Here is a 13,503-nt window from a genome sequence, read left to right on the forward strand (position 1 = left end):
GTTCTATGCGCTGATCATCCGCTCCAACTCATCCATGTCCGGGACGATGATATGTCGAAAGTTCTCGATGCGAATGACACCGCTCTTGCGCAGCTTGGTCAACTGGCGGCTGACGGTTTCAAGGGTCAGACCGAGAAAATCGGCGATCTCGGCGCGGGACAGCGGCAGGTCGAAAGAGGTGGTCGTGGCGGTCTGCGGTTCGGCGTGGGTGGCGATGAGGTGGAGCAGGCTTGCGACCTTCTCCTCGGCGGTGCGCCGGCCGAGCGTCAGCATCCATTCGCGCGCGGCGTCCAGCTCCTTCAGCGCCTGATCGTACAGGCTGCGCTGCAGCTTCGGCGTCTCCGATATCATGCGGTCGAGCAGGTCGCGGGGGAAGACGCAGATTTCGGCGTCGGTCGCAGCCTGAGCCGACAGCATGCTTTCGGGCACAAAGGGCCTGCCGACGAAATCGGGGGCGAATTGCAGGCCGACGATCTGCTGGCGCCCGTCCGGCATCACCTTGCAGAGCTTTACTACCCCGCGCATGATGTTCGAATAGAAAGAGCTTTCCGACCCTTGAGCGATGATCTCGCTGCCGGCATCGACCGTGCGGCGCAGCGAGTGGCGGCCGAGCTCTCGGAGTTGGCCGCTCCACAGCGCGCCGCAGACGACGCCGTGCCGCGCTTGGCAGGAAGCGCAAGCGACGGGAGCGCCGGCGTCGGAAACCTTACTGCGTGCAACGTCCATTTCCTGATCCCTTCGAAATCCGCGTGTGCCGGGTGTCGCTGCGCATGCCGGGCATGCTGGGCATACCCTAGACGATTACGCCGCGATTGCGGGTTCGGCTATCCCGATTTCTTTCAGCGCGGCTTGATGATTATCAATTTCGCCGGGACCGCGAGTTGATCCAGATCAAAGTTTCGGTGCCATGGCTGTTTTTGGATAGCGCCTGCCTCGACACGAGGCCGTCCCGCACAATCCTTCAAACTTGAACGACGGAGCAAAGATCTTCCAATGCTGGGCGACGAAGCCGACGACGTCTTTGCGCACGAGCATTTCCCAAATTGCATGCCGGTTACTCGCGACGGGGAAAGGATTCAGGTCGAAAGGCATGCGGGTTCCTTCAGCTGGGTCGCACATACTCTCTCTAGCCGGTTTCCAGTTGACAATCCGGTATGTTTGTGCGACGTACGTACGAACACGATGCGCGCAGCTGGTGCGGCCCGAAGGCGATCGACGCTGTGTCAGATGACCTCCTGAAGGAACGCGCGGATGACTGTCTACCTAATCGGAATAGACGGCGGTGGCACCAGCTGCCGTGCTGCAGTCGCCGGTGCGAACGGGAGTATCCTTGCGCGGGCTCAAGCCGGGCCAGCCAACATTCTCTCCGATCCGGATACGGCCCTCGACAACATTGCCAGTGCGACCCACGCGGCTTTCTACGCAGCTGGAATCAATGCGCGTAGCATCGCCTCGGCGCGTGCAGTACTTGGGGTCGCGGGCAATAATGTCGGCGAGGCCGTTCACTACGTGAAAAACAGGCTACCCTTCGCCCAGGCGGACATCGAGTCAGACGGGCTGATCGCGCTACAAGGCGCGCTTGGTGATAAAGACGGAGCCGTCGCCATTTTAGGAACAGGCACGATCTACATTTCCCGCCACCGCGAAACGGTGACCTACGTCGGCGGATGAGGCTTTACTGTGGGCGACCTCGGCAGCGGCGCTCGTATTGGACATGCGCTTTTGCAAGAAACGCTGCTCGCATATGACGGCATCCACGACATGTCCGCGATGACCGCCTCCGTCCTTGCGGAATTCAAAAATGACCCACGCAATATCGTCGAGTTTGCGCGGCAGGCAAAGCCCGGCGCCTTCGGCCGCTATGCGCCGCGCGTATTCGAGCACATGAAACAGGGCGATGCCGTCGCCGCGCGCCTGTTGCAAGAAGCCGCTGTTTCAGTTGACGAAGCACTCGATCGTCTAGTCGCGCAAGGAACGCAGAAGATTTGCCTGCTCGGGGGATTGGGGCCGCTGTATTCGTCCTGGATCGCTGCACGGCATCAAAGTCTATTGGTAACGCCCGAAGGCGATGCACTGAGCGGGGCCGTGGCCCTGGCTGTGTCGCGCTTCGGGCATCTGAAAGCGATCGAATGAGCGACAGGCTTGCGGCCATGCTTCCAGTATGGGGCACAGACATCAAGGGCGCCGGTCCGCTCTATCAAAGGCTTCGCCTGGCGCTTGAAAAGGCGATCGTGTCGGGTAAACTCAAAGAGGGCGACGTTCTTTATCCCGAACGAGACCTCGCTGAACATGTCCGCGTTAGCCGTGTAACGGTCCGCAAAGCAATCGACCATCTCGTCCAAGAGGGATTTCTGGTTCGCCGGCGCGGCTCAGGAACCTTCGTAGCCGGATCGGCGGTCCGCGCAGATCAGCCTCCGTCACGCGCGAACCTTTTGACGGGTGGCATTTCCTGGATTGGATCGGGCACGAAAGTCGAGTGCATCGAGCGCAGCACGTCCCATCCCGCACCAGAGGAGATGATGTCACTCGGCCTGTCAAGCGACAGTCGCGTCGTGCGCATCACCCATTTGCGGAGCTCGGCGGGCCAGCCGCTTGCGATTGAACGCATATGCATTTCCTCCGAGTTCCTGCCCGACAAAGGTTTTCGAGGCAAGCAGTCATGGTGATCTTGAATCAAATTTGCACAGGTTCTCCAATCTTATGGTCGATGTTTTCCGCTCGGAAACCTGCTGGGCTTTAGCTGAGTGGGACCAGCGCGTCATGAAGATAGCAATGCTCTCGCCGTTTGAACGAACCTGTCTCCATTGGATATCGAGAGGCTGGACTGTGGCTGATATAGCGTTGATCGAGGGAAAGGATACCGCTGAAATTCAGGCGTGCGTGGAGCGTGCGGTTATTTCGCTCAAAGCCGACTCGGTGGAACAGGCGCTCGAGAAAATAAAGCTCACGCGATCAGACTGATCGCATCATGGTGGAGGGCGCCGGACGCTTTCACCTTACCTTGCATGCTGCTTGTAAATGCACCGTTTTTGGCGAGGTCAGGCGCAGCAAGGTCGCGCCATCGGTTTTGAAAACACGGAGACAATGGCTCCTGCGGTCGGTGCGGAACGTAGCCGAACCGAGGTGGCCAGGAAAGCAAACCAATCCGCGGTTTCCCCGCTGAAAGGTCCCACGCCTTTGAGGAGCCATGAGCGGGAATTGGCCGGCTCCCGCTGGAGCCTCTCTAAAGTCGCTCGGTCTTTCCCGCACACAGTGCCGCTCCTTCCAGCTCCCATGACCTCATGGTCCGATCACCGTCTTTGAATTCGACGGTGAATACAGCGTCTTTCTCTCTGCCGAGATCGATGCCGACGACGACCTTGAGATCGTCCATGAATTCTTTCCCTGGCCGGCTCATTGGAGGCGGCCTTGCCGTTGGCGTGCCGCTTGCGAGCCGCATGCCGCAAGGGAGGCTTCGCCGCGATCGGGCAGATCATTGCATGATCCGACAATTGCCGGCCGCGCCCTTGCAGCCTTTGCTCTTCGCGGCGCGAGGAAGTGTCCGCGAAACGACGGGCAAGGACGGGCAACGAGGGCCGATCGCCGGGCGATCGGAAATAAAATGAAGAGAAGGGACATAGAAGCGCTCCGCGAACGGGTCAGTTGCGCGGCCGTTCTCGAAAAGGCGAGCTTCGCCATCGACATCAAGGAAAGCACCCGGCGGGCGATCAAGTTTCGCCGTGGCGGTGAAATCATCATCGTCACGCATGAAGGGCGTGGATGGTTCGATCCGCTCAGTGATGCGAAAGGCGATGTGTTCGGGCTTGTCGAGCATCTCGATCATGTCGGATTTCGCGAAGCCGCCGAAAGGGTCGCGGATCTCGTGGGGTTCACGATCACCGAGCCGGAGTGGCAGCCGTTGGAGCTTGATGGAGGATGCGACCTCTCCCTCCCCGATCGTTGGCAGGCGCGCCGCCGCTCATGGCCCGGATCGTCGACATGGCGTTACCTCAACGGCGAGCGTTGCCTGCCCGCGCATTTACTCCGCAACGCGATCAAAGGCGGCTTTCTTCGAGAAGGTCCGCATGGCAGCATATGGGCAGCTCATTCGGACAAGACCGGAGTTGTGACCGGCTGGGAGGCACGAGGGCCGCAATACCGGGGCTTCTCCTCTGGCGGAAGGAAGGCTCTCTTTCGTCTCGGGTCGGTTACTGCGTTGCGCCTGGCCGTCACGGAAGCTGGGATCGATGCCATGAGTCTCGCGGCGATCGAGAGGATGTGGGAAGGCACGCTCTATCTCAGCACCGGTGGCGGGTGGTCGCCGGCCACGCAAGCCACGCTGCGGGACTTGGTCTCCCGACCGGATACCCGGCTGTTCGCTGCGACGGACGCCAATGCACAAGGCGATCTGTTTGCCGAGCGATTGCGGGCGCCCGCCGAGGATACCGGGTGCGACTGGACGCGGCTGCGCCCGCCCGAGGAGGACTGGAACGAGACCCTGAAGATTGGGGAAAAGGAAAAACGGGAAAGGAAAGAGGCGTGCCGCATTCGCACCGCCCGCATCAAGGGAGGCTTCGCCCGGCGGAGCCGGCGTGCCTCTCTCGCCCGGCATTGGAAGCGTCCTGCGGCGGCACGAGTGTCGTTCCCTGCCCGCGCGTCCGGGACACCCGCGCTGCCCTTGTCGAGCACTTCAAGGAGGAGCGCTTCGTGCATCAGTCTGCCCTCTTCGCGCCCGATGACGCGAAGCTGGCCGAGTGGCTTGCCAAGAGCACGGAACATGGTGGCGAGGACGGCGAAGCCCCCGCCGACGGGCCGGTCGGCGGCAGCGAGGACGGTGAGCCGTCGGTCGAGGACGAAGGGGAGGCCAATCCGCGTGTTCCGGAAGCCGAGGACGACGGCAACGCGGCGGACGCCGAGCAAGAAGAGTTGGACGAAGCCGACGCTGACGTCAGCGCCAATGGCCTCGAGACCGCTTACGGGATCGCCGCCGAGTAGCAATCTCCTCACTTCGTTTCGACCGATACCGCCGCCGGCCATTACCGGCGGCGGCTTTGTTTCCACACATCAAAACAGGAGAACGAAGATGTCTGCGTCTTTGGTTTATGAGCTCGCCCCGAGTGGCTCGATCGTCGCCTGGTGCGACGGCACGCCTCGCCCGCCGCTACAGCAAGGGAGGCTGATCCGCTGACCTGCCACGTTGTGTTAGTCCATTTGGGACTGGAACTGGTTGCGCCTGCCTAGTTTATCAGCGAGATCGGTACCTCATTGCCGATTGCACCATGAGGCCGTTCTTCGTTGTAATCTACGCCAATCCTCCATCGTTTCGGGCGCATCCGCAAGTGTTAGAAACCAATGCTGGTTCAGACTTTCCGCGCGGAAGCGGCTATTGAGCGCTTCAATGAACGCATTATCGGTCGGCTTGCCTGGGCGTGAGAAGTCCAAGGTCACCCCCTTGGCGTAGGCCCAAAGGTCAAGATCGCGGGATACGAACTCCGTCCCCGCGTCGACACGGATCGTCTTCGGATAGCCGACGTTTTGGCACACCCGTTCCAAGGTTTGCACGACATCTTCACCTCGATAGCTGTGGCGTGGATCTAGCACGGGAGTGTATAACGCGAGAAGGTGTCGACCATCGTCACAACGCGCAGTTCTTTCCGGTGGCGAGCTGATCGTGAACGTAGTCCATCGCCCAGACATCATTCGCTCCGACAGCCATTTGCCGATCCTCGCGAAGTTTGGCCTTTACCCGGCGCTTGGGCGTCTTGTTCCGCAATTGCAGGCCCAAGTCCCTGTAGGTTCGCTTGATGTTGGTACCCCAACCCTCACGTTCGAACAGCACGTGCACGCGACGATAGCGGTACAAATCTCCCCGCTCGTAGCGCAGCCTTCATGACTTATCCGATTGGAAGCCTGTCGGAGCGCCTCTCCAACGCGGTAGTGATCGGGGCGGCTTCCGACAACGCATGTCGGAAGCCCTACAAAACCCTGCGAATAGCGACAACAGCACATGTGCAATCTCAATGGCTTATCGGCGCAACCTGACTGGCACGAGTAGTGCTCAGAGTAAGCCGGGTCGCTACTGACCTGTTCCGATTTCGGGAGATCAAGTGACTATGCACACTGTGCCTTTTATCAAACGGGTGCCGGACATTCAGGCGCCTGATCGTCGTTCCGGAAAGCGGACAATTGATGGAGACCGGCCCCGGTCGGATCCGCAATTGCAAAGAGGCTGAACCTCCGGCGCCTGACTTACAGACGTCGCTTGCATGGCCCCGCGGCGTCTAACGCGGAGAAGCATAAGTCGTGTTCATGGCTAATGGGAACTCTTTAAAGACCTCCATCTGCATCAAGGCTCGGCGTCTTCCTGTCACGACGGAAACATCGCTCCCAAAAGAAGGACACTCGCAATGGCCGCCCGCACCCGCAGAAGCCATTTTAGAAGACGAGATCACAAGCGTGGGTCCAACAGACGGAACATGCCCCGCGTTTCGAAATCGAAGCAACTCGACCTGATACTTCACACGCTCATCCCTGGCGCACGAAGCGTCGGATAACTACTGGTGGAGAATGAAAATGACCTCCAGCTTAAATAGCGGCTCTCCAGCCCCGTCGATCAACGTGCAGCACTGGCTGCGCGGCGATCCGCTTTCCAACTTCCAGCTGGGCAAAATATACATCCCTGTGTTCGTTTCGACTACCTGCAGTGGTTGCGGGCCGGCGCTGGCCCGCCTGGCTCCGTTGCAGGAGCAATACCGGGACATCGGAATTGAGGTCATCGGCATTGTAGCAAATAAGCGGACCGCAACGGTTGACGAGGCCCTAGCTGAGGTGGACGCATGGGTGACCGAATGGCTCCCGAATGCGAACATACGGATCGGGTTCGACTACTCAGGCGAAATGGATAAGCATTGGATGGATGCTAGCCTGACTTTCCATGTTCCACAGGCGTTCGTTGTCGACCGAGACGGCAGCATCGTCTTTATTGGTCCTCCACATTTACTCGATGAGGTTCTGCCAAAAGTGATTGACGGCAGCTGGCGCGCCAGCGCTGAAGCAAAAAATGCCGAAAAGGAGCGGGTTGCTGCAGCCGAGATCGATGCTCCGGAGAACGCGTTGCGTCGTCGAATCCGGGCGGCGACCGATATTGAGGATTGGGAGACGGCGCTCTCGGCCATTGAAGAGGGCATCATCCTTTTCCCGGACAACATCAGGTTCCACCAGAAGCATGTCGAGATATTGATTGGAGTAATGCGCGACATGGAGGCGGGCTGGATAGCATTAGTCCAATTTGCTCGCACTGCAATTGAACGAAACTCTGACGATTGGCTTCTCGCGGCGATGCAAGACCTCTTCGGTCCAATCTACGATTACTCGGGCCTTCCATTGGCCGAACGCTTGCCACTGGGCAAGGATCTCTCCGAACGAATCCAGATACTGTGTCCGCAGCTGGATGCTCTCTCACGCGCTGAGTCTTACGAGACGATTGCCTTTTACTACCATGAGAGCGGCGACAAGGATCGCGCGGTGGATTTGATCGAGCAGGCTCTGAATTTGGTAGACGGAGCGTCTCTCCCGGACGTCGAGAAGCACGAATGGATGGTGCATTTGCTGCATACCTTGGCGGAGTATAAGGGAGAGCAGGTTTGTTATGGGGGGATTTGTGCGGCTCCGCGAAAGCAGTGTTGAGATAGGAACCTGTTGGCGCTGCTCAGACAGCGTCGACAGGAATTCTAACGAACCATTGGAGCAAAAACGCATGTTTGATCCGACCGGATCGCCCGCGTTTCGCGCGAGCTTCTGCATCGGACAGGTTCGCGGATCTGTGGGCCCGATCCCGCGGCTTCGCACTCGAGTGTACCCCGAAAGGTGGTGGCTCTGTGCCAGAATGTCATGTCGAGCTAAGGGAGCTCCTGAACGGCGCATCGCGGGTTGCCCAAAGCCAGAAAGTCCAAACATCTCCGGACAATATCCAAAACTTCACAAGCAAATACCGGATCTCGAAGACGCGACCCGCAATCAGGCGATTTAAGCTCGCTTTAAGAACGAAAGCCGCGTGTCTGGCTCAAAGTCTTTTCCATTCTCAATCTGTATCCGCCGCAGCGGGCGCAGTTGGCGGGTCAAGCGAGCTGAGGTGGACGCTGAAGATTGGGGAGAGACGTCACGATGCCGCGCGGCTTGAGGACAAGCAGTCATGACTTGTCGGCTCACGAGAGATCCGGCGCGTGTCAAACGACAATTCGACCGCGGCGCGCAAGCTGGTCAAAACGGTTTAAGACAAGGGAGAATAAAGTTTCTACGCAAAAAAAGCAAGGTCGCTCTCACCAGTGCATCTCGTCGGCGAACGCTCTTTGCCGCATTAATATTTGCCCTCATTTGCGGACGATCGGTTGAGGCCGACGCTCCTCAAGTCATTAATCACGACGAGGTCCGAGGGTTTCCCGACAGCACCTCCGAATTCCTCAAGACCTACCAGCCTTACCTCAAAGTCTATAGCGGCTGTGTGCCTTTCCCGGCAGTAGATGCCGCCGGCAACGTCAGCGGCGGTCTGAAGCCATCTGGTTTTGCGTCGGACGGGTGCTCAAAAAACCTTGGACAAATTTATGTCAGGGCGGATGAGTTTGAGGGCGAGTGCGCGGTCATGTATTCTTGGTTCTTCCCCAAGAACAAGATCGGAGATTGGCCAACCGATGTGGGGTCTCGATATGATTGGCAGAATGTCATCGTATGGCTATCAAGTTGCGACGGCCAAGCGCACGTCAACGCGGTTAGTTACTGGAGCAATCGTGGTTACCATACGACGACAAAGCCGCACATGGATGGAACCCATCCACTGGTTGCGTATCTGCATGACTATTCAAGCGGGCACATAGTCGTGGGCACGAGAACCCGTGGCGGTATGCAGCCTGCGATCGGTTGGCTCGATCTGACCTATGAAGCATCGCACACGCTCAATTTGTATGACTTCGGCGTGAGCGTGCCGTTCATCACACGCAATTTTTATCAAAATCTGACTAGGGCGTATTATCGTTGATGCTGGGGTTCCTTGCGGCGCTAGAAGATCGCGTATGAATTCGTCTGCCTTCCAAGCGCAGGGATAGGCGCGACCGCGGTCAGTTCCGGCCTTCTTCTGTCCCGCGTGGTGACAGCAAGGCGAGAGATAACCCGCTATCCCGGTCGCATGGCCGGCAGATTAGGCGTCGGACCGAGCGCATCGCGGTCACGGAGAAAGCCGCGCTCCACTCGCACCGCTGGGTGGGTGGCGCTGGACCGGCGATGAACAGCTGTTTCGGGATCTCATCGAGCGGTGCACCTTCGAGCGACGAACGGAAATCGCTGCGCTAGCTCGCAAGCTTAAAAACGTCAGGAGGGGCGATCGCCGCCATGCGTCTGACGCTCGGCGATGACACGGATGGTGCGGCGGCATGGGCCCGGCCGAGAGGGTGCGTTTTTGGTGCGGGCTGATGCGCTGGAGGAGGAATGCGGGCTGTCGGTCGCAGAGGTTCTCTCCTTCGGGATTTCGGAGTCATAGCCCGCCCCGCCGGTCTGCCCTTCGTTTTCGCTGCGGTCTGAACCGGCGGCCGGTCGTTTCAAGGCCGCTGGCGCGCCGCGGAGCGGCCGGTGCAGCCTTCCTCGCAAAACGGGTTCGCGCCCTTCGCAGGGCTTTACCCCCGCTTGTCCGCAAACCCGTTTCGCTCTTCCAGCCGCCCCGGACCCGTGAAAACGCCCGTCCTCAGCCGGTTCCTGTCGACCGCATCGAAGGGCAGACCGGCAGGGGCCGGAGCCGCTTCGGTGGAAACCACGAAAGGAAGATCCCATGGCCAAGCCCGTAACCACTCGACCCGCAGGCCGCGTCGTGCCGCTCCGCAAGGGCGCCACCCTCGAAATGGTCAGGCTCACATGCCCGGACACCGTCCAGGCAATGCTGATCGCCGAGAGCTTTGGAACCGCCGCGGTCGACAGCGACGGCATCCGTGAGCTCCACGAGCGCCTGATCATTGAGACCGCCGACAGCCTCTCGGACGGTCTCGGCGAGAAAGCGATGCAGATCCATCTCCAGCGTATCGTCGGGGCCTATGTCGGCTCTGCGCACGGAGCCGGCCAGTTCTACAGCCGCGCGGTATCGGAGGCGCGTGACGCCACCGCGAAATCAGCAAACGATGCCCGTGACGAGGACCTCGACGGCCCGGTCGGTTACGACAGCGCCGCCCAGCGCAAGCGCGAATTCGCCGCGGACATGGGCATACAGTCCCACGCCCTGCGGATGGCCGCTGAAGGTGCAGTCGCTGCTTACAGCCACGTCATCGGCGAAGCCTGGAAGCCTTTCGACCGCCCGGTCGAAAACCCAGGCCAGTCGCTCGACCGCAAGGCGGCCGAGGCGCAGATGGCAGCTCTCGGTTGAGCCGCTTGTCGGCGGAGCTTCGGCTCCGCCCTTTCTTCCCTCTCCCTGATCATTAGGCCGGTTCCTTTGGGACCGGCCTTTTTCCAGGTCATCAGAAGGAAGAGAGAGGGAAGAACATGGACCTCGCTCGCCACGCGATCCCGTCCCGGTCGGCGGTCCTGCAGGAGCCGGTTGCCCGCCGCAACGGCTTTGCCGTCCTCCACTCCGTTCTGGCCGTTCCGGTGCCGCGAGCCGCCTGATCACTCCTGCCTTCGGACCTCCGCGACGGGGTCGCGATGGCGCGGCCTCAAACGAAGGATAAGGACATGAGCAGGAAAGCCGAAGGCGAACGCGCCGACATCTATGCGCGGATCACGGATAGAATCGTCGCCGACCTCGAAAAGGGTGTAAAACCCTGGATGAAGCCATGGCATGCGGCCAACACCAAGGGCCGGATTACCCGGCCGCTGCGCCACAACGGTCAGCCCTATTCGGGCATGAACATTCTCTTGTTATGGTCGGAGGGGATGGCGCGCGGCTTCACTTCACCCATGTGGATGACCTTCAAGCAGGCGCTTGAACTGGGGGCGGCGGTGCGAAAGGGCGAGACCGGCTCGACAGTCGTCTTCGCCAGCCGGTTCACCAAGCCCGAGGCGGACGGCAGTGGTGGAGAAGTCGATCGGGAAATCTCATTCTTGAAGGCTTACACAGTGTTCAACATCGAGCAGATCGCCGGACTGCCCGAACACTATCATCACCCACCGACCCCGGTGCTCGATGCGATCGAGCACATCGAGCACGCCGATCGCTTTTTCCGCAACACGGGCGCTGTCATTCGGCATGGTGGCGCGCAGGCCTATTATTCGCCGGTCACGGACCACATCCAGATGCCGCCGTTCGAGACATTCCGAGACGCGGCGTCCTACGTGGCCACGCTCAGTCACGAAAGTTGCCATTGGACTGCGCGCCCCGATCGCGTCGATCGCGATCTTAGCCGCTATACGAAGGACAAGACCGAGCGGGCTCGCGAAGAGCTGATTGCGGAGCTCGGGAGTTGCTTCCTATGCGCCGATCTCGGGATCGCACCGGAGCTGGAGCCCCGGCCGGACCATGCGTCGTACCTCGGCTCGTGGCTGAAGGTTCTATCCGACGACAAGCGGGCCATCTTCCAAGTCGCGGCGCATGCCCAGCGTGCCGTCAGCTTCCTGCACGGTCTCCAGCCCATTCAGGCCGACGAGAGAGCGGCCGCGTAGGAGACGTCAAGGTCGGTCGTTGTCACCCGCAACGGCCGACAGCTCTTTCGGCGCTCTCTCCGCGAGCGCGTGCTCATCGGACGTGAGGTCCAGCCTCCCCCAGATCGATGTTTTCCGATCGTCGGCTTTCAGCTTTCGGGACTGCTTGATTTCGACGGTAAACGGCTTTGTCTGCTGACGCATAGATCCTCCAGGCGACGAATCGCGGCCCGACAATATTGCGTTGATGAGAGGAGACAACTGCCCGGACGGCCGAGTTTGTCGCATCCGAAGCCGACGCTATGCTTTAGAGACCTGGGGAACGGCTTCGCGGCCGGGCTGTTCTGCCGGGGCAACGCACGGCGAGGGCCATGACCAAGTTCCTTCCACCGCTGTCATAGGCCACGCCCTCCGCGGGCTCGATGAGGCATGTCTGATCGGAGACCGGCTTCGCCTCGATCGTTCTCCCGCAACGGCCGTCCGCAACTTTCTTCCCCAGCGAACTGCGTTCGCATTCCTCGCGCGACAACAAAGTTTCTCCCGACCGCCCTCCATTTCATTACGGCCTTCCAGGTGCGGTCCGATCGTCCCCGATCCTTGCGACAGCCATCGAGGCCGCGAAGGGCGCGGCCCGAAACAACCGAAAGGAACAGACAATGGCTACCATCGGCACTTTCACCGCAAACGAAAACGGCTTCACCGGCTCGATCCGCACCCTCGCACTCAACGTCAAGGCCCGCATCGCCCGCGTCGACAGCCCCTCCGACAAGGGCCCGCACTTCCGCATCTACGCCGGCAATGTCGAGCTGGGTGCGGCTTGGCAGAAGCGCTCCGGCGAGAGCGACCGCGACTATCTCTCGGTCAAGCTGGACGACCCGAGCTTCCCCGCCCCGATCTACGCAACGCTCTCCGAGGTCGAAGGCGAGGACGGCTACCAGTTGATCTGGTCCCGCCCCAATCGGGATTGAGATCCCAACAAGGCCCCGCCACCGAGGCGGGGCCAACTGGCCGCTTTAAGGAAGCCGGCAACGGGCGTCGAGCCCGCGGCCGACTTTTAGGGTGCCATACGGAGAGGTGGGGGTCTGCTCATATCGGGCCTATCGTGCCGTGGAGCCGGGACAGCCTCAAGGACGAGCGGTTCCCCCAAAATGCCGGCGCATTTCGGCTCCCCCACTCACCGCCGCTGGCGGTCGCATGCGCGATCCTTGACCCTGACCCACCGCCACGCCGGCGGGCGTCATCTTTCTCAAACATCAAGGAGATGACGATGATCGAACAACAAATCGAAGAACTGCGCGCCGAGCTGAACGCTTGCATCGAGCCTGCCGAGCGTCGCGAGATCGAAGCCGAGCTCGGAATCGCCCAGGCCGAGCTGATCATGATGCTTGGCGAACAGGATGGTTCCATCGACGCCGAGCCGCCCTTCTGAGGGCGGCATACCACCAGCACTGGGGGACCGCCGGCATCCAGGATCCCGAGAGGGGCGATCCGCTGCGACTCTCCTTTCGATCTACCGTCATCGACATCGGGGATGTTGCATCCCGTCCGTCGCCCGCAACCAGCCGGCGCCAGAATTTTCCCCGCCGTATTGCGGCTCCTCGCGTGCTAAATTCATGGCGCCGGCAGGTCCTTCACTCTCGTTTCGTCCTTTCAGGTGCGTCCCTCCTTGTCCGCCATGCGGCCTATCCGCGCGATATCCGCATTTCGAAAGGAGAAAATACCGTGCAACAGCTCGCTCAGTTCCTCACCGCCACCGGCCGTCGGCTCCGCACCCTCGGCAAGGTGATCTGTCACTACTTCCGCAAGGGGAAACTCGGCCTGAAACTGGCCATCAAGATTCCGTTCTTCGTCGAGATCGAGGCGTCGTTCGAGACCGACTGGAACCGGCGCGAATAACACGCCGTGGGCCGCTTC

Annotated in this window: 14 protein-coding genes and 4 pseudogenes; 12 read left to right on the forward strand and 6 right to left on the reverse strand. The window is 60.4% G+C overall.

Translation table 11 applies throughout. The annotated features are described in order from the left end of the window. Nucleotides 1–3: 3 nt before the first annotated feature. Together J7U39_RS28125 and J7U39_RS28130 are read right to left on the reverse strand one after the other, a co-directional pair. Nucleotides 4–726 (reverse strand): Crp/Fnr family transcriptional regulator, encoded by a 723-nt coding sequence (locus tag J7U39_RS28125; protein WP_210633071.1) that lies wholly within the window; start codon nucleotides 724–726, stop codon nucleotides 4–6. A gap of 165 nt (nucleotides 727–891) precedes the next feature. Next, nucleotides 892–1,092 (reverse strand): hypothetical protein, encoded by a 201-nt coding sequence (locus tag J7U39_RS28130; RefSeq protein ID WP_210633072.1) that lies wholly within the window; start codon nucleotides 1,090–1,092, stop codon nucleotides 892–894. Nucleotides 1,093–1,251: 159 nt separating this feature from the next. Between J7U39_RS28130 and J7U39_RS28135 the strand changes: the two are divergent. Both J7U39_RS28135 and J7U39_RS28140 read left to right on the forward strand, forming a co-directional pair. Further along, a pseudogene (locus J7U39_RS28135) lies at nucleotides 1,252–2,133 on the forward strand (N-acetylglucosamine kinase). Next, nucleotides 2,130–2,666 carry a GntR family transcriptional regulator gene (locus J7U39_RS28140; protein WP_247241805.1) on the forward strand — a complete coding sequence of 179 codons (537 nt, stop codon included), beginning with the start codon at nucleotides 2,130–2,132 and terminating at the stop codon, nucleotides 2,664–2,666. Before J7U39_RS28135 ends, J7U39_RS28140 begins: the two are co-directional and overlap by 4 nt. Nucleotides 2,667–3,223: 557 nt before the next feature. Here the strand turns inward: J7U39_RS28140 and J7U39_RS28145 are convergent. Continuing rightward, entirely contained in the window at nucleotides 3,224–3,373 is a 150-nt protein-coding gene (locus tag J7U39_RS28145; RefSeq protein ID WP_210633073.1) for a hypothetical protein, read from the reverse strand. A 99-nt stretch (nucleotides 3,374–3,472) separates the two neighbouring features. Further along, nucleotides 3,473–3,823: a hypothetical protein gene (locus tag J7U39_RS32015; protein WP_247241806.1), complete on the reverse strand. Its 351-nt coding sequence runs from the start codon at nucleotides 3,821–3,823 to the stop codon at nucleotides 3,473–3,475. Between the two features lie 39 nt (nucleotides 3,824–3,862). On the opposite strand from J7U39_RS32015, the pseudogene J7U39_RS32020 reads away from it, so the two are divergent. Beyond that, nucleotides 3,863–4,420, forward strand: a pseudogene (locus tag J7U39_RS32020) (DUF3991 and TOPRIM domain-containing protein); the annotation flags it as partial. 149 nt (nucleotides 4,421–4,569) lie between these two features. Further along, nucleotides 4,570–4,974 (forward strand): annotated as a pseudogene (locus tag J7U39_RS32025) (plasmid partitioning protein); the annotation flags it as partial. A 242-nt stretch (nucleotides 4,975–5,216) separates the two neighbouring features. On the opposite strand, the pseudogene J7U39_RS28155 reads toward J7U39_RS32025, so the two are convergent. After that, nucleotides 5,217–5,833 (reverse strand): annotated as a pseudogene (locus tag J7U39_RS28155) (integrase core domain-containing protein); the annotation flags it as partial. A gap of 719 nt (nucleotides 5,834–6,552) precedes the next feature. Between J7U39_RS28155 and J7U39_RS28160 the strand changes: the two are divergent. The 5 genes from J7U39_RS28160 to J7U39_RS28175 all read left to right on the forward strand — a co-directional run bounded on the left by J7U39_RS28160 (nucleotide 6,553) and on the right by J7U39_RS28175 (nucleotide 11,610). Further along, nucleotides 6,553–7,665 (forward strand): redoxin family protein, encoded by a 1,113-nt coding sequence (locus J7U39_RS28160; protein WP_210633075.1) that lies wholly within the window; start codon nucleotides 6,553–6,555, stop codon nucleotides 7,663–7,665. Between the two features lie 505 nt (nucleotides 7,666–8,170). Next, the gene (locus tag J7U39_RS28165) at nucleotides 8,171–9,010 is read left to right on the forward strand and encodes an NPP1 family protein (protein WP_247241807.1); all 840 of its coding nucleotides are present in this window, start codon (nucleotides 8,171–8,173) and stop codon (nucleotides 9,008–9,010) included. A 783-nt stretch (nucleotides 9,011–9,793) separates the two neighbouring features. Beyond that, complete coding sequence (locus J7U39_RS28170) at nucleotides 9,794–10,378, forward strand: hypothetical protein (protein ID WP_210633076.1); 585 nt, start codon at nucleotides 9,794–9,796, stop codon at nucleotides 10,376–10,378. A gap of 116 nt (nucleotides 10,379–10,494) precedes the next feature. Next, nucleotides 10,495–10,617, forward strand: coding sequence for a hypothetical protein (locus tag J7U39_RS32210; protein ID WP_259664871.1), 123 nt, complete (start codon nucleotides 10,495–10,497; stop codon nucleotides 10,615–10,617). Between the two features lie 66 nt (nucleotides 10,618–10,683). Then, nucleotides 10,684–11,610 (forward strand): zincin-like metallopeptidase domain-containing protein, encoded by a 927-nt coding sequence (locus tag J7U39_RS28175; RefSeq protein ID WP_210633077.1) that lies wholly within the window; start codon nucleotides 10,684–10,686, stop codon nucleotides 11,608–11,610. 6 nt (nucleotides 11,611–11,616) lie between these two features. Here the strand turns inward: J7U39_RS28175 and J7U39_RS28180 are convergent, their stop codons facing one another. Continuing rightward, nucleotides 11,617–11,793 carry a hypothetical protein gene (locus J7U39_RS28180; RefSeq protein ID WP_210633078.1) on the reverse strand — a complete coding sequence of 59 codons (177 nt, stop codon included), beginning with the start codon at nucleotides 11,791–11,793 and terminating at the stop codon, nucleotides 11,617–11,619. Between the two features lie 452 nt (nucleotides 11,794–12,245). Between J7U39_RS28180 and J7U39_RS28185 the strand changes: the two genes are divergently transcribed. The 3 genes from J7U39_RS28185 to J7U39_RS28195 all read left to right on the forward strand — a co-directional run bounded on the left by J7U39_RS28185 (nucleotide 12,246) and on the right by J7U39_RS28195 (nucleotide 13,485). Next, nucleotides 12,246–12,557: a DUF736 domain-containing protein gene (locus tag J7U39_RS28185; protein WP_018482050.1), complete on the forward strand. Its 312-nt coding sequence runs from the start codon at nucleotides 12,246–12,248 to the stop codon at nucleotides 12,555–12,557. 299 nt (nucleotides 12,558–12,856) lie between these two features. Beyond that, a complete protein-coding gene (locus J7U39_RS28190) occupies nucleotides 12,857–13,018 on the forward strand; it encodes a hypothetical protein (protein WP_210633223.1) in 162 nt (53 codons plus the stop codon). 293 nt (nucleotides 13,019–13,311) lie between these two features. Next, nucleotides 13,312–13,485 (forward strand): hypothetical protein, encoded by a 174-nt coding sequence (locus J7U39_RS28195; protein WP_018482048.1) that lies wholly within the window; start codon nucleotides 13,312–13,314, stop codon nucleotides 13,483–13,485. Nucleotides 13,486–13,503: the final 18 nt, after the last annotated feature.

The sequence above is a fragment of the Rhizobium sp. NLR16a genome, assembly GCF_017948245.1.
Classification (GTDB): Bacteria; Pseudomonadota; Alphaproteobacteria; order Rhizobiales; family Rhizobiaceae; genus Rhizobium.

Excerpts from the sequence above, each read along its gene's own strand:
- J7U39_RS28140 (WP_247241805.1), top strand. The coding sequence starts at position 2,130 with ATGAGCGACAGGCTTGCGGCCATGCTTCCAGTATGGGGCACAGACATC.
- J7U39_RS28165 (WP_247241807.1), top strand. The coding sequence starts at position 8,171 with ATGACTTGTCGGCTCACGAGAGATCCGGCGCGTGTCAAACGACAATTC.
- J7U39_RS28130 (WP_210633072.1), bottom strand. The coding sequence starts at position 1,092 with ATGCCTTTCGACCTGAATCCTTTCCCCGTCGCGAGTAACCGGCATGCA.
- J7U39_RS28185 (WP_018482050.1), top strand. The coding sequence starts at position 12,246 with ATGGCTACCATCGGCACTTTCACCGCAAACGAAAACGGCTTCACCGGC.
- J7U39_RS28190 (WP_210633223.1), top strand. The coding sequence starts at position 12,857 with ATGATCGAACAACAAATCGAAGAACTGCGCGCCGAGCTGAACGCTTGC.
- J7U39_RS28160 (WP_210633075.1), top strand. The coding sequence starts at position 6,553 with ATGACCTCCAGCTTAAATAGCGGCTCTCCAGCCCCGTCGATCAACGTG.
- J7U39_RS28180 (WP_210633078.1), bottom strand. The coding sequence starts at position 11,793 with ATGCGTCAGCAGACAAAGCCGTTTACCGTCGAAATCAAGCAGTCCCGA.
- J7U39_RS28170 (WP_210633076.1), top strand. The coding sequence starts at position 9,794 with ATGGCCAAGCCCGTAACCACTCGACCCGCAGGCCGCGTCGTGCCGCTC.
- J7U39_RS28125 (WP_210633071.1), bottom strand. The coding sequence starts at position 726 with ATGGACGTTGCACGCAGTAAGGTTTCCGACGCCGGCGCTCCCGTCGCT.
- J7U39_RS32015 (WP_247241806.1), bottom strand. The coding sequence starts at position 3,823 with ATGATCGAGATGCTCGACAAGCCCGAACACATCGCCTTTCGCATCACT.
- J7U39_RS28175 (WP_210633077.1), top strand. The coding sequence starts at position 10,684 with ATGAGCAGGAAAGCCGAAGGCGAACGCGCCGACATCTATGCGCGGATC.
- J7U39_RS28145 (WP_210633073.1), bottom strand. The coding sequence starts at position 3,373 with ATGGACGATCTCAAGGTCGTCGTCGGCATCGATCTCGGCAGAGAGAAA.
- J7U39_RS32210 (WP_259664871.1), top strand. The coding sequence starts at position 10,495 with ATGGACCTCGCTCGCCACGCGATCCCGTCCCGGTCGGCGGTCCTGCAG.